We start from the raw sequence: 18507 nt of genomic DNA on the forward strand, positions 1-18507 counted from the left end.
GACGACATCCAAGGACGAACGTGCTGATTGCCGGCTTTCCCGCCGGGGCCTGGGGCACCAACTGCTACCTGGTCGCCCCCGCCGCGGGCGAGGAGTGCGTGATCATCGACCCCGGCCACCAGGCCGCCCGGGGAGTCGAGGAGACGCTCAGGAAGCACCGTCTCAAGCCCGTCGCCGTCGTCCTCACCCACGGACACATCGACCACGTCGCCTCCGTCGTCCCGGTGTGCGGCGCCCATGACGTCCCCGCGTGGATCCACCCGTCCGACCGCTACATGATGAGCGACCCGGAGAAGGCCCTCGGCCGCTCCCTCGGGACGCCCCTCATGGGCGAGCTGACGGTGGGGGAGCCCGCCGACGTGCGCGAGCTCGCCGACGGATCCGAGCTGAAGCTCGCCGGTCTGGAGTTCTCCGTCGCCCACGCGCCCGGCCATACCAAGGGGTCGGTGACCTTCCGGATGCCCGAGACCGCGGAGATCCCCTCCGTGTTCTTCTCCGGGGATCTGCTGTTCGCCGGCTCCGTCGGACGCACCGACCTGCCCGGCGGTGACATGGACGAGATGCTCGGATCGCTGGCCCGCGTGTGCCTGCCCCTCGACAACTCGACCGTGGTGCTGTCGGGACACGGTCCCCAGACGACCATCGGCCAGGAACGCGCCACCAACCCCTACCTCCGGCAGGTGGCCGCCGGCCTCGGGAGCCCCGACGCTCCCCGACGAGGAATGTGACGACTCACGTGAGCACCTTCAAGGCCCCCAAGGGCACGTACGACCTCATCCCGCCGGTCTCGGCGACCTACCTCGCGGTCCGCGAGGCCATCGCGGCCCCGCTGCGCCGCTCCGGCTACGGCTACGTCGAGACCCCCGGCTTCGAGGACGTGAACCTCTTCGCCCGCGGCGTCGGCGAGTCCACCGACATCGTGACCAAGGAGATGTACGCCTTCGAGACCAAGGGCGGCGACCGCCTCGCCCTCCGTCCTGAGGGCACCGCCTCCGTGCTCCGCGCCGCCCTGGAGGCCAACCTCCACAAGCAGGGCAACCTGCCGGTGAAGCTCTGGTACTCCGGCTCGTACTACCGCTACGAGCGCCCGCAGAAGGGCCGCTACAGGCACTTCTCGCAGGTCGGCGCCGAGGCGATCGGCGCCGAGGACCCGGCGCTCGACGCCGAGCTGATCATCCTGGCCGACGAGGCCTACCGCTCGCTCGGCCTGCGGAACTTCCGCATCCTGCTGAACTCGCTCGGCGACAAGGAGTGCCGCCCGGTCTACCGGGAGGCCCTCCAGGACTTCCTGCGCGGGCTCGACCTCGACGAGGACACCCTGCGCCGCGCCGAGATCAACCCGCTGCGCGTCCTCGACGACAAGCGCGAGGCGGTGCAGAAGCAGCTCGTCGGCGCCCCGCTCCTGCGCGACCACCTGTGCGACGCGTGCAAGGCGTACCACGAGGAGGTGCGCGCCCTGATCACCGCGGCGGGCGTCGTCTTCGAGGACGACGACCGGCTGGTGCGCGGCCTCGACTACTACACCCGCACCACCTTCGAGTTCGTCCACGACGGCCTCGGCTCGCAGTCGGCGGTCGGCGGCGGCGGCCGCTACGACGGCCTCTCCGAGATGATCGGCGGCCCCGCGCTGCCGTCCGTCGGCTGGGCGCTCGGCGTGGACCGCACGGTCCTCGCCCTGGAGGCCGAGGGCGTCGCGCTCGACCTGCCCTCCGCCACCAGCGTCTTCGCCGTCGCCCTGGGCGAGGAGGCCCGCCGGATCCTCTTCGGCAAGGTCACCGAGCTGCGCAGGGCCGGGATCGCCGCGGACTTCTCCTTCGGCGGCAAGGGCCTCAAGGGCTCCATGAAGGACGCCAACCGCTCGGGCGCCCGCCTCACCGTCGTCGCCGGCGAGCGCGACCTCGCCGAGGGCGTCGTCCAGCTCAAGGACATGGAGTCCGGCGAGCAGCGGGCCGTCGCCCTGGACGGCCTCCTGGACGCGGTGCGGGCCGAGCTGGCCTGACGTCCGGTCGTACGCGCGGAGGCGGGGCCCGGTGCGCGCGAGCGGCCGGGCCCTTCCTTATGTCCACCGAACGGTCGACGGCGACCTCCTTACGGCAGAATGACCGTGCCCAGCAGCCCGTGAGCGATGGATCGGAAACATGACGAAAGCAGCGGTGGACGACCCGGCACCCGGCACGATCGGAGCGAGCCGCGCCCTCGCCTGGCTCCTGGTGATCACGGGCGCGGCCGGACTGCTCGCCGCCTGGGTCATCACGATCGACAAGTTCAAGCTCCTGGAGGACCCGGGCTTCACCCCCGGGTGCAGCCTCAACCCGGTCGTGTCCTGCGGCAACATCATGAAGAGCGAGCAGGCCTCGGTCTTCGGCTTCCCCAACCCGATGCTCGGCCTCGTCACGTACGGCATGGTGATCGCGATCGGCGTCGGCCTGCTCGCCGGGGCCCGCTACCGGCGCTGGTACTGGCTCGGCCTCAACGCCGGCACCCTCTTCGGCGTCGTCTTCTGCGCCTGGCTCACCTACCAGTCGCTGTACGAGATCAACGCGCTCTGCCTGTGGTGCTGCCTGGCCTGGGTCGGGACCATCGTCATGTTCTGGTACGTGACCTCGCACAACGTGCGCCACGGCGTGATCCCGGCCCCGGCCGGCCTGAGGACCTTCTTCGGCGAGTTCACCTGGGTCCTGCCCGCCCTGCACGTCGGGATCATCGGCATGCTGATCCTGACCCGCTGGTGGGACTTCTGGACGAGCTGACCCGGGCGCCGGGCGGGCCGGCCCCGGCGGCGTTGTCGGCGGCGTGACCTAGGCTTCGTGAACGTGGAGCCCGACCTCTTTACCGCAGCCGCCGAAGACCGCCAGGAGAAGGACCCGTCCAGCAGCCCGCTGGCCGTCCGGATGCGCCCCCGCACCCTCGACGAGGTGGTGGGGCAGCGGCACCTGCTCAAGCCCGGATCGCCGCTGCGCCGGCTCGTGGACGACGGCGACGGCGGCCCCGCCGGAGCCTCCTCCGTGATCCTCTGGGGCCCGCCGGGCATCGGGAAGACCACCCTGGCGTACGTCGTCTCGAAGGCCACGAACAAGCGGTTCGTGGAGCTGTCCGCCATCACCGCCGGCGTCAAGGAGGTCCGGGCCGTCATCGACGGGGCCCGGCGCGCGGTGGGCGGCTACGGCAAGGAGACCGTCCTCTTCCTCGACGAGATCCACCGCTTCTCCAAGGCCCAGCAGGACTCCCTGCTGCCGGCCGTCGAGAACCGCTGGGTGACCCTGATCGCCGCCACCACCGAGAACCCCTACTTCTCGGTGATCTCCCCGCTCCTCTCCCGCTCGCTGCTCCTCACCCTGGAGCCGCTGACCGACGAGGACCTGAAGGGGCTGCTCGCCCGGGCGCTCACGGACGAGCGCGGCCTCGGCGGGGCCGTGACCCTGCCGGAGGACGCCGAGTCCCACCTCCTCCGGGTCGCGGGCGGCGACGCCCGCCGCGCCCTGACGGCCCTGGAGGCCGCCGCCGGCGCGGCGATCGCCAAGAAGGAGGCGGAGATCACCCTCCTGACGGTGGAGGAGACCGTCGACCGGGCCGCCGTGAAGTACGACCGGGACGGCGACCAGCACTACGACGTGGCCAGCGCGCTCATCAAGTCGATCCGGGGCTCGGACGTGGACGCGGCCCTGCACTACCTGGCGCGGATGATCGAGGCGGGCGAGGACCCGCGCTTCATCGCGCGGCGCCTGATGATCTCCGCGAGCGAGGACATCGGCCTCGCCGATCCGAACGCCCTGCCGATCGCCGTCGCCGCCGCCCAGGCCGTCGCCATGATCGGCTTCCCGGAGGCGGCGCTGACCCTGAGCCACGCCACCATCGCCCTGGCCCTGGCACCGAAGTCGAACGCGGCGACGACCGCGATCGGCGCCGCCCTCGCGGACGTGCGCGGCGGCCTGGCGGGCCCGGTCCCGGCGCACCTGCGCGACGGCCACTACAAGGGCGCGGCCGAGCTCGGCCACGCGCGGGGGTACGTGTACCCGCACGACGTGCCGGGCGGCATCGCGGCCCAGCAGTACGCCCCGGACGCGATCCACGGCCGCCGGTACTACGAGCCCACCCGCCACGGCGGGGAGGCGCGGTACGCGGACGTGGTGGAGTGGACGCGGACGCGCCTGAAGGGCGAGGAGCCGCGGCGGTAGCGCGCTCAGGCGCGGGCGGCCTCGAAGAGCCGGTGCATCTCGCGGCGCAGTTCGGAGACCTCCCGCACCGGCTCGGGGAAGTCGAAGCGGGCGTCGAAGCAGTTCCCGGGGCCCGCGCTGAAGCGGACCCGCAGACCGAAGCGGTCCAGGGCGAGCGGGGCCGCGTCCCGGGTGGGGACGAGGGCGGCCGAGCGGTCGCCGAGCAGCGAGGCCAGCTCCCGCAGCCGATCGCCGTGCGCCGCCGCCAGGTGCTGGAGGAGCTCCGTCTCGTGCGCGTGCAGCGGGTCGGGCGCGGCGGCCGCGAACTCCTCGGCGTCGATCCCGGCGGTGCCCCACAGGTCGTCCACGCGCGCCTCCCCGACCTCCAGGCGCAGCATCACGCGGCCCTGCTCGGCGACGCCCGGCAGACAGGTGAGCCAGCCGGAGACCCAGGCGCGGCCCCGGATGCGGTGGGGGACGGAGACGGGGGCCACGTCCGTGAGCTCCAGGACGACCGGCAGCTCGTCGTCCACGGCGTGCGTGGCGGCCCGCACGGGCGGGGCGTCGGCCGCGTAGAGCAGGAAGACCTCGCCGTCGGGGCCCACGGCCCGCGCCTCGGGCGCGAGCTGCTCGGGTCGGTGCGCCTCGGCCCCCGGGATCAGCAGTACGCCGGAGCATGTACTCTGTACGAGAGTTCGTGTGCGCTCGGCTGCTGACGGCATCCGCGCGATTTCAAGTCCGCTGGGACGCGGCTGACCATGAGCTGATCGGACCTCCGTCGTATCGATGCCATCCAGGGCTTCATCCATGGATTGGGCGTCGTTCTTTGTGTTGCCGTCCGTGATGCGCGTGGTGTTCCCCGGGCGAGACATGCGATCTCCTTGAGTAAGGTGAGCCTAACCTAACCTACAACGGAGGTCTGGAGAACGTGCCTAACCAGTCGCGTCCCAAGGTCAAGAAGTCCCGTGCGCTCGGTATCGCGCTGACGCCGAAGGCCGTCAAGTACTTCGAGGCCCGCCCGTACCCGCCGGGCGAGCACGGCCGTGGTCGCAAGCAGAACTCGGACTACAAGGTCCGTCTGCTCGAGAAGCAGCGCCTGCGCGCCCAGTACGACATCAGCGAGCGCCAGATGGCGCGCGCCTACGACCGCGCCAAGAAGGCCGAGGGCAAGACGGGCGAGGCGCTGGTCGTCGAGCTCGAGCGTCGCCTCGACGCCCTGGTCCTGCGTTCGGGCATCGCCCGCACCATCTACCAGGCCCGTCAGATGGTCGTCCACGGCCACATCCAGGTCAACGGCCAGAAGGTCGACAAGCCGTCCTTCCGCGTCCGTCCGGACGACGTCGTCATGGTCCGCGAGCGCAGCCGCACCAAGCCGCTGTTCGAGGTCGCCCGCGAGGGTGGCTTCGCCGCCGACGGCGAGACCCCCCGCTACCTCCAGGTCAACCTGAAGGCGCTGGCGTTCCGCCTCGACCGCGACCCGAACCGCAAGGAGATCCCGGTCATCTGCGACGAGCAGCTGGTCGTCGAGTACTACGCCCGCTGACGCAGGCGCGGTACCGCCCCCGCGGTGTTCAGCCCGCCGCTTCCCCGCCCTTTCCGGTGGGGGAGCCGGCGGGCTTCCGCGTTCCCGGGACCCCCGCGGGCCGGCCCGTGCGGAACGGGCGCGGCGCCGCCGGGCCGCCCGTGGCCGGATCCCGGCGCCCGGCGAGCGCCCGCTCCACCACCGCGTCCGCCGAGAGCCCCCGCCCCTCCCGGAACGCCTCCTCGTACGCCTCCGCGCCCAGCGCCTCGCGCGCCCGCCCCTCGCACAGCTCTCCCGGACCGCCGAACGACTCCGCGCCGAAGAGCCGGACGCCCACCGCGTCCCACAGGGGCACCGCCGCACCCTGGAGCACCGCCGCCTCCGCCGGATCCCCCTCGCTCACCGTCACGAGCGCCAGCAGCTCGATCGCCAGGACGAGCCCCACCAGGTCGTGGAAGGCGTGGTCGATCGAGACGCACTCGGTCAGCAGCTCCCGCGCCTCCCCGTACGCGTCCCGGGTCCACGCCGCGTACGCCAGGACGTAGAGGGCGTACGCCCGCGTCCACAGCTCCCCGCGCTCCTCGCAGATCTCCCGGACCTCCCGGCAGAGCGCCGCCGCCCCCTCCAGGTCGCCCCGGAAGGCCCGCGCCATCGCCACCTCGACCCGGCCCATCAGCACGTTGCTGTTCAGTTCGCCCAGCTCCCGGTAGGAGTCGAGCGCCCGCCCGATCAGCTCCTCCGCGCGCGCCGCGTCGTCCGTGAGCAGCGCCAGACAGCCCATCCGGTGCGTCGCGTACGCCTCCGCCAGCGCGTTCCCCGAGGACCTGGCCCGCTCCCCGCACTCGTGGAGCGCCGCCACCGCCGCCGTGCCGTCCCCCTGGAGGACCGCCACGTACCCGAGCACCCACAGCGCCTTCAGCCGCGCCTCCTCGTGCCCGGACTCCGGGGCGAGCGCCCGGTCCAGCCAGTACCGGCCCTCCGAGAGCCGCCCGCAGCCCGCCCAGGCGAACCAGAGCGTGCCCGCCATGTGCTGGGCGAGGTGCGCGTCCTCCGGAAGCTCCAGGCACAGCTCCAGGGCCGCCCGCAGATCGGGCAGCGCCGCGTCCGTGCGCGCCGCCACCTCCGCCTGGCGCGGACTGAACCACTCCAGCTCGCACCAGGTGGCCAGGCCCATGTACCAGTCGCGGTGCCGGCGCCGCATCCGCTCCGTGTCGCCCAGCGCCGCCAGCCACTCCGCGCCGTACGCGGCGACCGTCCCCAGCATCCGGTAGGCCGGGCCCGCCGGCGTGTCCTCCCGCGAGACGAGCGACTGCGCGAGCAGCCCGCCGAGCAGGTCCAGGATCCGCTCCGGCGGCAGCTCGCGGCCCCCGCACACGTACTCCACCGCCTCCAGGTCGAAGGGGCCCGCGAACACCGAGAGCCGCGCCCACAGCAGCCGCTCCGGGGGCGTGCACAGCTCGTGGCTCCAGCCGATCGCCGTCCGCAGTGCCCGGTGGCGGGGGAGCGCCCCGCGCTCGCCGTCCGACAGGAGCCGGAAGCGGTCATCGAGCCGTTGCAGCATCTGCTCGGCGGAGAGCAGGGGCAGCCGTCCGGCCGCCAGTTCCAGGGCGAGCGGGATCCCGTCGAGCCGTCGGCACAACTCCCTTACGGCTTGCGGTACTTCGGAGGTCGCCCGGCCGGCGCCCGCGCCCGCGACCGTGCCCGCGTCCGCACCGTTCGGACCCGCGAGGGTGTCCGCGCCGTCGATGCGCGCCGGGGCGTCCGCGCCGCCCGTGCCCGGCAGCACCGCCGCGCCCGCCTCCGCCGCCCGTTCCGCCAGCAGGGCCACCGCGTCCGCCTCGCCCATCGGCGCCAGCGGGAACACCGCCTCGCCCGCCACCCGCAGCGGCCTGCGCCCGGCCGCGAGGACGGTGAGGCCGGGCGCGTGCGCGAGCAGCTCCCGCACCAGCGGGGCGCAGCTCTCCACCAGGTGCTCGAAACCGTCGAGGACCAGCAGGACGCGCCGCTCCGCGAGGTGCTCCACCAGCACCTCGCGCGGCGGCCTCGGCGTGTGGTCCGTGAGGCCGAGCGCCTCGGCCAGGGCGTGCGCCACCAGCTCCGGGTCGCGCAGGGACGCGAGCCCGGCGAGCCGGACCCCGTCGCCGTAGCGTTTCTGCACCTCCGCGGCCGTCCGCAGCGCGAGCCGCGTCTTGCCCACCCCGCCCACGCCCACGACCGTGACCAGGCGGGACGTCCCGAGGAGCGCCGTCAACGCGGCCTGCTCGGCGGCCCGTCCGACGAACCGGTTCAGCTCCGCCGGAAGATTGCTCCGTCGCATGGGACACGGAGCGTACTCACCCGCGCGCGCTGCGTACAACCGGATCCCGTGACGGGCGTCTCGCGCACGGTAATGCGGTACGGCGCGACAGCCCGGGCGCGATAGGGTCGGGGGACGACTTTCACAAGGCCCAACGACAGCAGAGAGCGGTGCAGCGTGACCGGTGGAGAGGTTGCCGGGATCCTGGTGGCCGTCTTCTGGGCGATCCTCGTCTCCTTCCTCGCCGTGGCGCTGGCGAGGCTGGCGCAGACGCTCAGGGCGACCACCAAGCTCGTGGCGGACGTGACGGAGCAGGCCGTTCCCCTGCTCGCCGAGGCCTCCGCGACCGTGCGGTCGGCGCAGACCCAGCTCGACCGGGTCGACGCCATCGCCTCGGACGTCCAGGAGGTCACCTCCAACGCCTCCGCGCTCTCCACCACCGTCGCCTCCACCTTCGGCGGCCCGCTCGTCAAGGTGGCCGCCTTCGGCTACGGCGTGCGCCGGGCGCTCGGCCGGAGCCGGGACGGGGAGGAGGCGCCGCGCGCCTCCGCGCGCCGCACCGTGATCGTCGGCCGCACCGTGCCGTCCATGCGCCGCCGGAAGCAGAAGGGCTGACCCGAGATGTTCCGCCGCACGTTCTGGTTCACGGCCGGCGCAGCCGCCGGTGTGTGGGCCACCGCCAAGGTCAACCGGAAGCTGAAGCAGCTGACCCCCGAGAGCCTGGCGGCCCAGGCCGCGAACAAGGCCGTCGAGACCGGCCACCGGCTCAAGGACTTCGCCCTCGACGTGAGGGCGGGCATGGTCCAGCGGGAGGCCGAGCTGGGGGAGGCGCTCGGACTCGACGCCCCCGCCGACCCGGCAGCGGCACAGGCCCGGGAGCTCCCGGAGCCCCGCCGCAGGACCGCCCTCGGTCCCACCCCGCCTTCGCATTTCACCCTTCCCAAGAGTTCGTACAACCGGAATGAGGACCACTGATGGAGTCGGCTGAAATCCGCCGCCGCTGGCTGAGCTTCTTCGAGGAGCGCGGGCACACCGTCGTCCCTTCGGCGTCGCTCATCGCGGACGACCCGACTCTGCTGCTCGTCCCCGCCGGCATGGTGCCCTTCAAGCCCTACTTCCTCGGCGAGGTCAAGCCGCCCTTCTCGCGCGCCTCCAGCGTGCAGAAGTGCGTGCGCACCCCCGACATCGAAGAGGTCGGCAAGACCACCCGCCACGGCACGTTCTTCCAGATGTGCGGCAACTTCTCCTTCGGCGACTACTTCAAGGAAGGCGCCATCAAGCTCGCCTGGGAGCTGCTGACCACCCCGGTGGAGCACGGCGGCTACGGGCTCGAGCCGGAGAAGCTCTGGATCACCGTCTACGAGCAGGACGACGAGGCCGAGCGCATCTGGCGCGACGTCGTCGGCGTCCCCGCCGAGCGCATCCAGCGCCTCGGCATGGGCCCCAACTTCTGGTCCATGGGCGTCCCCGGCCCCTGCGGCCCCTGCTCCGAGATCAACTACGACCGCGGCCCCGAGTTCGGCGTCGAGGGCGGTCCGGCCGTCAACGACGAGCGGTACGTGGAGATCTGGAACCTGGTCTTCATGCAGTACGAGCGCGGGGAGGGCTCCGGCAAGGACGACTTCCCGATCCTCGGCGACCTGCCCGCCAAGAACATCGACACGGGCCTCGGCCTGGAGCGCCTGGCGATGATCCTCCAGGGCGTCCAGAACATGTACGAGACGGACACCCTCAAGGTCGTCATCGACAAGGCCACCGAGCTGACCGGCGTCCGGTACGGCGCGAACCACGAGAGCGACGTCTCGCTCCGCGTGGTCGCCGACCACATGCGCACCTCCGTCATGCTCATCGGCGACGGCGTCACCCCCGGCAACGAGGGCCGCGGCTACGTGCTGCGCCGCATCATGCGCCGCGCCGTCCGCAACATGCGCCTGCTCGGCGCCACCGGCCCGGTCGTCCAGGACCTCGTCGACACCGTGATCGAGACGATGGGCGAGCAGTACCCGGAGCTGGTCACCGACCGCAAGCGCATCGAGACCGTCGCCCTCGCCGAGGAGGCCGCCTTCCTCAAGGCCCTCCGCGGCGGCACCAACATCCTCGACACCGCCGTCACCGAGACCAAGTCCTCCGGCGGCACGGTCCTCTCCGGCGACAAGGCGTTCCTGCTCCACGACACCTGGGGCTTCCCGATCGACCTCACCCTGGAGATGGCCGCCGAGCAGGGCCTGTCCGTGGACGAGGACGGCTTCCGCCGCCTGATGAAGGAGCAGCGGGACCGCGCCAAGGCCGACGCCAAGGCCAAGAAGACCGGCCACGCCGACATGACCGCGTACCGGGAGATCGCCGACACCAGCGGCGCCACCCGGTTCACCGGCTACACCAGCACCGAGGGCGAGACCACCGTCGTGGGCCTCCTCGTCAACGGCGTCCCCTCGCCGGCCGCCACCGAGGGCGACGAGGTCGAGGTCGTCCTCGACCGCACCCCGTTCTACGCCGAGGGCGGCGGCCAGATCGCCGACCAGGGCCGCATCAAGCTGCACAGCGGCGCCGTCATCGACATCCGCGACGTGCAGCAGCCGGTCCCGGGCGTCTCGGTGCACAAGGGCTCCGTGCAGGTCGGCGAGGTGACCGTGGGCGCCACCGCCTACGCCGCCATCGACGTGCGCCGCCGCCGGGCCATCGCCCGCGCCCACTCGGCCACCCACCTCACCCACCAGGCCCTGCGCGACGCCCTCGGCCCGACGGCCGCCCAGGCCGGTTCCGAGAACCAGCCCGGCCGCTTCCGCTTCGACTTCGGCTCGCCGAACGCCGTCCCCGGCGCCGTCCTCACCGACGTCGAGCAGAAGATCAACGAGGTCCTCTCGCGCGAGCTGGAGGTCCACGCCGAGGTCATGCCGATCGACGAGGCCAAGCGCCAGGGCGCCATCGCCGAGTTCGGCGAGAAGTACGGCGAGCAGGTCCGCGTCGTCACCATCGGCGACTTCTCCAAGGAGCTGTGCGGCGGCACCCACGTCCACAACACCGCCCAGCTGGGCCTGGTGAAGCTGCTCGGCGAATCCTCGATCGGCTCCGGCGTGCGCCGCATCGAGGCCCTGGTCGGCGTCGACGCGTACAACTTCCTCGCCAAGGAGCACACGGTCGTCGCCCAGCTCCAGGAGCTGGTCAAGGGCCGCCCGGAGGAGCTGCCGGAGAAGATCTCCGCCATGCTCGGCAAGCTGAAGGACGCCGAGAAGGAGATCGAGAAGTTCCGCGCGGAGAAGGTCCTCCAGGCCGCCGCCGGCCTCGTCGACTCCGCCCGCGACGTCCGCGGCGTCGCCCTGGTGACCGGCCGGGTCCCGGACGGCACCACCGCCGACGACCTGCGCAAGCTGGTCCTCGACGTGCGCGGCCGGATCTCCGGCGGCCGCCCGGCCGTCGTCGCCCTGTTCACCACGGTCAACGGCAAGCCGCTGACCGTCATCGCCACCAACGAGGCCGCCCGCGAGCGCGGCCTCAAGGCCGGCGAGCTGGTCCGCACCGCCGCCAAGACCCTCGGCGGCGGTGGCGGCGGCAAGCCGGACGTCGCCCAGGGCGGCGGCCAGAACCCGGAGGCCGTCGGCGAGGCCATCGCCGCCGTCGAGCGCCTCGTGGTGGAGACGGCGTGACGATGCGCCGCGGCCGCCGCATCGCGGTCGACGTCGGGGACGCCCGGATCGGGGTCGCCTCGTGCGACCCCGACGGGGTCCTCGCCACGCCGGTGGAGACCGTGCCGGGACGCGACGTCCCGGCCGCCCACCGGCGGCTCCGGCAGATCGTCGAGGAGTACGGGCCGATCGAGGTCGTCGTGGGCCTGCCCCGTTCGCTCAGCGGGCGGGAGGGCCCGGCCGCGACCAAGGTCCGCGCCTTCGCCCGCGAGATGGCCAAGGGCATCGCCCCCGTGCCGGTCCGGCTGGTCGACGAGCGGATGACGACGGTCACCGCCACCCAGGGCCTGCGGGCCTCCGGGGTGAAGTCGAAGAAGGGCCGGTCCGTCATCGACCAGGCGGCCGCCGTGATCATCCTCCAGAACGCTCTTGAGTCCGAACGGGTATCGGGTAATCCTCCCGGCGAGGGCGTCGAAGTGGTCATCTGATCGCGATACGGTAACGTTCCGCGCGATGCGGCGGTGTTCGAACAGCCACCGCACTACGTAGAGGCGGATCGTCCGGAAGCCTCGCGGCTGTTTTGGGGATCGATGACTGAGTATGGCCGGAGCCCGGGCTCCGAACCGTGGCACCCCGGGGACCCGCTCTACGGGGACCAGGGGTGGGAGGGCCAGCAGCAGTACCCGCATCCGCAGCAGGCGAACCAGTACGGCGGCCAGGACCCGTACGGGCAGGGCGGCCAGGGATACGCGGACGACCCCTACCGGCAGCAGTACCGGCAGCAGCCGGAGGCCTACCCCGATCCGCGCCACCAGCAGCCGCAGCAGTACGAGCCGCAGTACCGCCAGCAGCAGCCGTACGACCAGCAGCAGTACGGAACGGGCCACCCGGGCGGTTACGACACGCCCGGGGAGCTCGGACAGCAGTACGACGGCAACTGGGAGACCGGCCAGGCGGCGATGGCCTACGGCACGCCTCCGGCCGATCCGTACGGCGGCCAGAACCCGGACCTCTACGGCACGCCCGAGGCGTACCCGCCGCCCCGGCCCCCCGGCCACCGGCAGCACCCGCCGGAGCCGGTGGTCGACTGGGCCCCGGAGGAGGAGGCGCGCCGTGAGCCGGAGCCGGAGGAGGAGAACCACCCCTTCTTCACCGGCGAGGACGACCGCGGCGCCGGGCGCGGCGGCAGGGACGCCCGCGACCACGACGACTACGACGACGGGTACGACGAGGAACCGGCGCGCGGCCGGGGCTCCCGCGGCGACGACCGCGACCGCCGCGGCAAGGAGAAGAAGCGCAAGGGCAAGAACGGCGTGGCCTGCCTGGTCGTCGCCGTCGTCCTGGTGGGCGGCGTCGGCGGTGTCGCCTACTTCGGCTACCAGTTCTGGCAGGGTCGCTTCGCCGAGGTGCCGGACTACGCGGGCGGCGGCGCCGGCGAGGTCCAGGTCGAGATCCCGAAGGGGTCGTACGGCTCCGACATCGGCAACATCCTGAAGAAGGCGGGGGTCGTCAAGAGCGTCGACGCCTTCACCTCCGCACAGCTCAAGGACCCCAAGGGCCAGTCCATCCAGGCCGGCGTCTACACCATGAAGAAGGAGATGTCGGCGGAGAGCGCGGTCAAGCTGATGCTCGACCCGGCGAGCCAGGCCAACCTCATCATCCCCGAGGGCAAGCGGAACGTCTGGGTCTACAACACCCTCGACCAGCGCCTGGACCTCAAGCCCGGCACCACCAAGGAGATCGCCTTCGCGAAGGCGGACTCCCTCGGCCTGCCCGACTGGGCCAAGAAGCACCCCGACATCAAGGACCCGCTGGAAGGATTCCTCTTCCCGGCGAGCTACCCGGTCGCCAAGGGCAGCAAGCCCGAGGACGCCCTGCGCAGGATGGTCGCCCGCGCGAACCAGGAGTACGGCAAGCTGGAGCTGGACGCGAAGGCGAAGGCCCTGGGCGTCGGCGGACCGTGGGAACTCGTCACGGTCGCGAGCCTGGTCCAGGCGGAGGGCAAGACCCACGACGACTTCCGCCGGATGGCGGAGGTGGTCTACAACCGCCTCAAGCCGGACAACCGGGAGACGTACCAGCTGTTGCAGTTCGACTCGACCCTCAACTACCTGAAGGGTCAGAGCGAGATCAAGATCTCGGAGAAGGAAGCCAACAGCAACACCGACCCGTACAACACCTACAAGCACAAGGGGCTGCCGCCCGGGCCGATCGGCAACCCCGGCAACGAGGCGCTGGCCGCCATGGTCGACCCGACCAAGGACGGCTGGATCTACTTCGTGGCCACGGACGGCATGAACAAGACCGAGTTCGCCAAGACGCACGACGAGTTCCTCAAGCTGAAGGACAAGTTCAATGCCAACTCGAACCAGTGAGACGGCCCGCCGCGCCGCCGTCCTCGGTTCGCCGATCGCCCACTCCCTCTCCCCGGTCCTGCACCGCGCCGCGTACGCCGAACTCGGCCTGCACGACTGGTCGTACGAGCGCTTCGAGATCGACGAGGCGGCCCTGCCGGGGTTCGTGGGCGGGCTGGACGGCAGCTGGGCCGGGCTCTCGCTGACCATGCCGCTCAAGCGGGCGGTCATCCCGCTGCTCGACGGGATCAGCGACACGGCCGCGTCCGTGGAGGCCGTCAACACCGTCGTCCTCCACGAGGACGGGCGGCGGACCGGCGACAACACCGACATCCCCGGCATGATCGCCGCCCTGCGCGAGCGGGGCGTCGAGAAGGTGGAGGCCGCCGCCGTCCTCGGCGCCGGCGCCACCGCCTCCTCCGCGCTCGCCGCCCTCGCCCGCGTCTGCGCGGGACCCGTCACCGCGTACGTGCGCAGCGAGGCGCGGGCCGAGGAGATGCGCGGCTGGGGCGAGCGGCTCGGCGTGGACGTGCGCACCGCCGACTGGGACCGCGCGGCGGAGGCCCTCGACGCCCCGCTGGTGATCGCGACCACCCCCGCCGGGACCACGAACGCCCTGGCCGCCGCCGTCCCGGACGCCGTCGGCACCCTCTTCGACGTCCTCTACGACCCCTGGCCGACCCCGCTGGCCGCCGCCTGGTCCGACCGCGGCGGCAAGGTCGTCGGAGGCCTCGACCTCCTCGTCCACCAGGCCGTCCTCCAGGTGGAGCTGATGACGGGCCGCGCGCCGGCCCCGCTCGCCGCCATGAGGGCGACGGGGGAAGAGGCGCTGACCGCCCGGTAGGCCCCCGGCAGGCGCCGGCCCCGGTCGGCGCCGCGGGGGGAACGCGGGGGAAACGAACGGGGAACCGGTGCCGGCGTCCACGGGGGACGCCGCCTCCGACTTGATGCGCTTTCCGCACGCGGGGTTCTTCGGCGGCCTGCCCGCGCGGGTGCGGTACGCCGTGCCCGGACTCCTCGGTGCGGCCGCCGCGCACGGCCTCCTCTCCTGGTCACGGGGCAGATCGCGGGAGAGGGGCTCCGCAGCCCCGGCGCATGGACGGGGTGTTCCGGAATGTGAGACTCCGGTCCGCTGGCCGGACGTGCGCCCAAACGGCCGCTCCGACGTGGGAGGATCGGGTGTGGCGGGCCAGGGCCGCGCACCCGGGCGCGCCGTCGCAGTGCCAGGCGCGAGCATGAGGAGCATCGTTGAGCAGGTTGCGTTGGCTGACGGCTGGGGAATCCCACGGACCCGCGCTGGTAGCGACCCTTGAGGGTCTGCCCGCCGGTGTCCCGGTCACCACGGAGCTGGTGGCGGACCACCTCGCACGACGACGCCTCGGGTATGGACGCGGCGCCCGGATGAAGTTCGAACAGGACGAGATCACCTTCCTCGGCGGCGTCCGGCACGGGCTCTCCCTCGGATCCCCGATCGCCGTCATGGTCGGCAACACCGAGTGGCCCAAGTGGGAGAAGGTCATGTCGGCCGACCCGGTCGACCCCTCGGAGCTCAAGGAGACGGGCCGCAACGCGCCCCTGACCCGGCCCCGCCCCGGCCACGCCGACCTCGCCGGCATGCAGAAGTACGGCTTCGACGAGGCCCGGCCGATCCTGGAGCGCGCCAGCGCCCGCGAGACCGCCGCCCGCGTCGCCCTCGGCGCCGTCGCCCGCTCCTTCCTCAAGGAGGCCGCCGGCATCGAGATCGTCTCGCACGTCGTCGAGCTGGCCGCCGCCAAGGCGCCGTACGGCCTCCACCCGACCCCCGCCGACGTCGAGAAGCTCGACGCCGACCCGGTCCGCTGCCTCGACGCCGACGCGTCGAAGGCGATGGTCGCCGAGATCGACCAGGCCCACAAGGACGGCGACACCCTCGGCGGCGTCGTCGAGGTCCTCGCCCACGGCGTGCCCGTCGGCCTCGGCTCGCACGTCCACTGGGACCGGCGCCTCGACGCCCGCCTCGCCGCCGCGCTCATGGGCATCCAGGCCATCAAGGGCGTCGAGGTCGGCGACGGCTTCGAGCTCGCCCGGGTGCCCGGATCCAAGGCCCACGACGAGATCGTCAGGACCGACGAGGGCATCCGCCGCTCCTCCGGCCGCTCCGGCGGCACCGAGGGCGGCCTCACCACCGGCGAACTGCTCCGCGTCCGGGCCGCGATGAAGCCCATCGCGACCGTCCCCCGCGCCCTCGCCACCGTCGACGTCGCCACCGGCGAGGTCGCCGCCGCCCACCACCAGCGCTCCGACGTCTGCGCCGTCCCCGCCGCCGGCATCGTCGCCGAGGCCATGGTCGCGCTCGTCCTCGCGGACGCCGTCCTGGAGAAGTTCGGCGGCGACAGCGTCCCCGAGACCCGGCGCAACGTGCGGTCGTACCTCGACAACCTGCACATCCGGTGACCGCCGGACCCCTGGTCGTCCTCGTCGGGCCGATGGGCTCCGGCAAGTCCACGGTGGGCGCGCTCCTGGCCGAGCGCCTGGGCGCGCCCTACCGGGACACCGACGCCGACATCGTCGCCGCCGAGGGACGCGAGATCTCCGACATCTTCGTCGAGGACGGCGAGGAGCACTTCCGCGCCCTGGAGCGGGACGCCGTCGCCCGGGCCGTCGCCGGGCACGAGGGCGTCCTCGCCCTCGGCGGCGGCGCCGTCCTCGACCCCGGCACCCGCGAGCTGCTCGCCGGGCTGCCCGTCGCGTACCTCTCCATGGACGTCGAGGAGGCGGTCCGCCGCGTCGGCCTCAACACCGCGCGGCCGCTGCTCGCCGTCAACCCGCGCCGCCAGTGGCGCGAGCTGATGGAGGCGCGCCGCCACCTCTACACCGAAGTAGCCCGGGTCGTCGTCGCCACCGACGACCGCACCCCCGACGAGGTCGCGGACGCGGTCCTCTCGGCACTGGAAATCGAGAAGGACGCATGACGACGGACCAGGACGTGACCCGCATCCACGTGGCCGGCAGCGCGGGCACGGACCCGTACGAGGTACTGGTCGGCCGGCAGCTCCTCGGCGAGCTGCCCGGCCTGATCGGCGACCGGGCCAAGCGGGTCGCCGTGATCCACCCCGAGGCGCTCGCCGACACCGGCGAGGCGCTGCGCGCCGACCTCGCCGAGCAGGGCTACGAGGCGGTCGCCATCCAGGTGCCGAACGCCGAGGAGGCCAAGACCGCCGAGGTCGCCGCCTACTGCTGGAAGGCCCTGGGCCAGACCGGCTTCACCCGCACCGACGTCGTCGTCGGCGTCGGCGGCGGCGCCACCACGGACCTGGCCGGCTTCGTCGCCGCGACCTGGCTCCGGGGCGTGCGCTGGATCGCCGTGCCGACCACCGTCCTGGCGATGGTCGACGCGGCCGTCGGCGGCAAGACGGGCATCAACACCGCCGAGGGCAAGAACCTCGTCGGCGCCTTCCACCCGCCCGCCGGGGTCGTCTGCGACCTCGCGGCCCTCGACTCGCTGCCGGTCCACGACTACGTCAGCGGCCTCGCGGAGATCATCAAGGCCGGCTTCATCGTCGACCCGGTGATCCTCGACCTCATCGAGGAGGACCCGCAGGCCGCCCGCACCCCGACCGGACCGCACACCGCCGAGCTGCTCGTCCGCTCGATCAGGGTCAAGGCCGAGGTCGTCTCCGGCGACCTCAAGGAGTCCGGCCGCCGCGAGATCCTCAACTACGGCCACACCCTCGCCCACGCCATCGAGAAGAACGAGCGGTACAAGTGGCGCCACGGCGCCGCCGTCTCCGTCGGCATGGTCTTCGCCGCCGAACTCGGCCGCCTCGCCGGCCGCCTCGACGACGCCACCGCCGACCGGCACCGCGCGATCCTGGAGTCCGTCGGCCTGCCGCTCGGCTACCGCGGCGACCAGTGGCCCAAGCTCCTGGAGACCATGCGGGTCGACAAGAAGTCCCGCGGCGACCTGCTGCGGTTCATCGTGCTCGACGGGCTCGCCAGGCCCACCGTCCTGGAGGGCCCCGACCCGGCCGTCCTGACCGCGGCGTACGGCGAGGTGTCCGCGTGAGCGAGCCGCGTCCGGTACTGGTGCTCAACGGCCCCAACCTGGGCCGGCTCGGCTCCCGCGAGCCCGACATCTACGGCGCCACCTCCTACAAGGGGCTCGTCGAGTCCTGCCGCGCCCTCGGCGCGGAGCTCGGCTTCGACGTCGAGGTGCGGGAGACCAACGACGAGGGCGAGATGATCCGCTGGCTCCACGAGGCGGCGGACGGCTCGGTCCCGGTGGTCGTGAACCCCGGGGCGTTCACGCACTACTCGTACGGGATGCGGGACGCGGCCGCCCAGCGGACCGCGCCGCTCATCGAGGTGCACATCTCGAACCCGTACGCCCGCGAGGAGTTCCGGCACACCTCGGTGATCGCGGCCGTGGCGACGGGGACGGTCGCCGGGTTCGGCATCGGCTCCTACCGGCTGGCGCTGCGGGCGCTCGCCGAGGAACTCTCCGACTGACGGGACCGCCGTCGGCGGAACCCCCCTCCACGGGAGACCCGTCGGCGGATTCCCGTGGACGGATTCCCCC

17 protein-coding genes are annotated in these 18507 nt (G+C 72.8%); 15 read left to right on the top strand and 2 right to left on the bottom strand.

The features are described from left to right. Positions 1-20: 20 nt before the first annotated feature. From ACIQKA_RS29935 to ACIQKA_RS29950, 4 genes are all read left to right on the top strand, one after another. Positions 21-728, top strand: a complete 708-nt coding sequence (locus ACIQKA_RS29935) for an MBL fold metallo-hydrolase (RefSeq protein ID WP_383435721.1) — start codon at positions 21-23, stop codon at positions 726-728. Between the two features lie 8 nt (positions 729-736). Then, entirely contained in the window at positions 737-1999 is a 1263-nt protein-coding gene (gene hisS, locus ACIQKA_RS29940) for a histidine--tRNA ligase (protein ID WP_383156030.1), read from the top strand. A gap of 139 nt (positions 2000-2138) precedes the next feature. Continuing rightward, positions 2139-2750 carry a vitamin K epoxide reductase family protein gene (locus ACIQKA_RS29945; RefSeq protein WP_383156028.1) on the top strand — a complete coding sequence of 204 codons (612 nt, stop codon included), beginning with the start codon at positions 2139-2141 and terminating at the stop codon, positions 2748-2750. A 63-nt stretch (positions 2751-2813) separates the two neighbouring features. Then, a complete protein-coding gene (locus ACIQKA_RS29950) occupies positions 2814-4175 on the top strand; it encodes a replication-associated recombination protein A (RefSeq protein ID WP_383156037.1) in 1362 nt (453 codons plus the stop codon). Between the two features lie 5 nt (positions 4176-4180). On the opposite strand, the gene ACIQKA_RS29955 is transcribed toward ACIQKA_RS29950, so the two are convergent. Next, on the bottom strand, positions 4181-4876 hold the full coding sequence (locus ACIQKA_RS29955) for a DUF2470 domain-containing protein (RefSeq protein WP_391095517.1): 696 nt from the start codon (positions 4874-4876) through the stop codon (positions 4181-4183). A gap of 206 nt (positions 4877-5082) precedes the next feature. On the opposite strand from ACIQKA_RS29955, the gene rpsD reads away from it, so the two are divergent. Then, the gene (rpsD, locus tag ACIQKA_RS29960) at positions 5083-5697 is read left to right on the top strand and encodes a 30S ribosomal protein S4 (protein ID WP_030214918.1); all 615 of its coding nucleotides are present in this window, start codon (positions 5083-5085) and stop codon (positions 5695-5697) included. A gap of 28 nt (positions 5698-5725) precedes the next feature. On the opposite strand, the gene ACIQKA_RS29965 is transcribed toward rpsD, so the two are convergent. After that, on the bottom strand, positions 5726-7993 hold the full coding sequence (locus ACIQKA_RS29965; protein WP_391095516.1) for an AAA family ATPase: 2268 nt from the start codon (positions 7991-7993) through the stop codon (positions 5726-5728). Between the two features lie 156 nt (positions 7994-8149). On the opposite strand from ACIQKA_RS29965, the gene ACIQKA_RS29970 reads away from it, so the two are divergent. From ACIQKA_RS29970 to aroQ, 10 genes are all read left to right on the top strand, one after another. Further along, complete coding sequence (locus tag ACIQKA_RS29970; protein WP_366377616.1) at positions 8150-8587, top strand: DUF948 domain-containing protein; 438 nt, start codon at positions 8150-8152, stop codon at positions 8585-8587. A gap of 6 nt (positions 8588-8593) precedes the next feature. Next, entirely contained in the window at positions 8594-8947 is a 354-nt protein-coding gene (locus ACIQKA_RS29975; protein WP_383156023.1) for a DUF6167 family protein, read from the top strand. Further along, entirely contained in the window at positions 8947-11616 is a 2670-nt protein-coding gene (alaS, locus tag ACIQKA_RS29980) for an alanine--tRNA ligase (RefSeq protein ID WP_383445146.1), read from the top strand. The genes ACIQKA_RS29975 and alaS overlap by 1 nt, the downstream gene beginning before the upstream one ends. Before the next feature lie 2 nt (positions 11617-11618). Then, positions 11619-12083: a Holliday junction resolvase RuvX gene (gene ruvX, locus ACIQKA_RS29985; RefSeq protein WP_402542960.1), complete on the top strand. Its 465-nt coding sequence runs from the start codon at positions 11619-11621 to the stop codon at positions 12081-12083. 102 nt (positions 12084-12185) lie between these two features. After that, complete coding sequence (mltG, locus tag ACIQKA_RS29990) at positions 12186-13970, top strand: endolytic transglycosylase MltG (protein WP_390111782.1); 1785 nt, start codon at positions 12186-12188, stop codon at positions 13968-13970. Beyond that, positions 13951-14793 (top strand): shikimate dehydrogenase, encoded by an 843-nt coding sequence (locus ACIQKA_RS29995; protein WP_402542956.1) that lies wholly within the window; start codon positions 13951-13953, stop codon positions 14791-14793. The genes mltG and ACIQKA_RS29995 overlap by 20 nt, the downstream gene beginning before the upstream one ends. 404 nt (positions 14794-15197) lie before the next feature. Continuing rightward, complete coding sequence (gene aroC, locus ACIQKA_RS30000) at positions 15198-16382, top strand: chorismate synthase (protein WP_383156014.1); 1185 nt, start codon at positions 15198-15200, stop codon at positions 16380-16382. Next, positions 16379-16900 (top strand): shikimate kinase, encoded by a 522-nt coding sequence (locus ACIQKA_RS30005; RefSeq protein ID WP_383156011.1) that lies wholly within the window; start codon positions 16379-16381, stop codon positions 16898-16900. The genes aroC and ACIQKA_RS30005 overlap by 4 nt, the downstream gene beginning before the upstream one ends. Next, on the top strand, positions 16897-17994 hold the full coding sequence (gene aroB / locus ACIQKA_RS30010; RefSeq protein WP_402542957.1) for a 3-dehydroquinate synthase: 1098 nt from the start codon (positions 16897-16899) through the stop codon (positions 17992-17994). Before ACIQKA_RS30005 ends, aroB begins: the two co-directional genes overlap by 4 nt. Continuing rightward, complete coding sequence (gene aroQ / locus ACIQKA_RS30015; RefSeq protein WP_383435743.1) at positions 17991-18437, top strand: type II 3-dehydroquinate dehydratase; 447 nt, start codon at positions 17991-17993, stop codon at positions 18435-18437. The genes aroB and aroQ overlap by 4 nt, the downstream gene beginning before the upstream one ends. The last annotated feature ends 70 nt before the right edge of the window (positions 18438-18507 follow it).

The organism is Streptomyces sp. NPDC092045 (assembly GCF_044756005.1).
Lineage (GTDB): Bacteria > Actinomycetota > Actinomycetes > Streptomycetales > Streptomycetaceae > Streptomyces.

What these genes read in the sequence shown, in the direction of transcription:
- ACIQKA_RS29945 (WP_383156028.1), top strand. Translation starts at nt 2,139, where the DNA reads ATGACGAAAGCAGCGGTGGACGACCCGGCACCCGGCACGATCGGAGCG.
- ACIQKA_RS29955 (WP_391095517.1), bottom strand. Translation starts at nt 4,876, where the DNA reads ATGCCGTCAGCAGCCGAGCGCACACGAACTCTCGTACAGAGTACATGC.
- ACIQKA_RS29965 (WP_391095516.1), bottom strand. Translation starts at nt 7,993, where the DNA reads ATGCGACGGAGCAATCTTCCGGCGGAGCTGAACCGGTTCGTCGGACGG.
- ACIQKA_RS29975 (WP_383156023.1), top strand. Translation starts at nt 8,594, where the DNA reads ATGTTCCGCCGCACGTTCTGGTTCACGGCCGGCGCAGCCGCCGGTGTG.
- alaS (WP_383445146.1), top strand. Translation starts at nt 8,947, where the DNA reads ATGGAGTCGGCTGAAATCCGCCGCCGCTGGCTGAGCTTCTTCGAGGAG.
- ruvX (WP_402542960.1), top strand. Translation starts at nt 11,619, where the DNA reads ATGCGCCGCGGCCGCCGCATCGCGGTCGACGTCGGGGACGCCCGGATC.
- mltG (WP_390111782.1), top strand. Translation starts at nt 12,186, where the DNA reads ATGACTGAGTATGGCCGGAGCCCGGGCTCCGAACCGTGGCACCCCGGG.
- ACIQKA_RS29995 (WP_402542956.1), top strand. Translation starts at nt 13,951, where the DNA reads ATGCCAACTCGAACCAGTGAGACGGCCCGCCGCGCCGCCGTCCTCGGT.
- aroB (WP_402542957.1), top strand. Translation starts at nt 16,897, where the DNA reads ATGACGACGGACCAGGACGTGACCCGCATCCACGTGGCCGGCAGCGCG.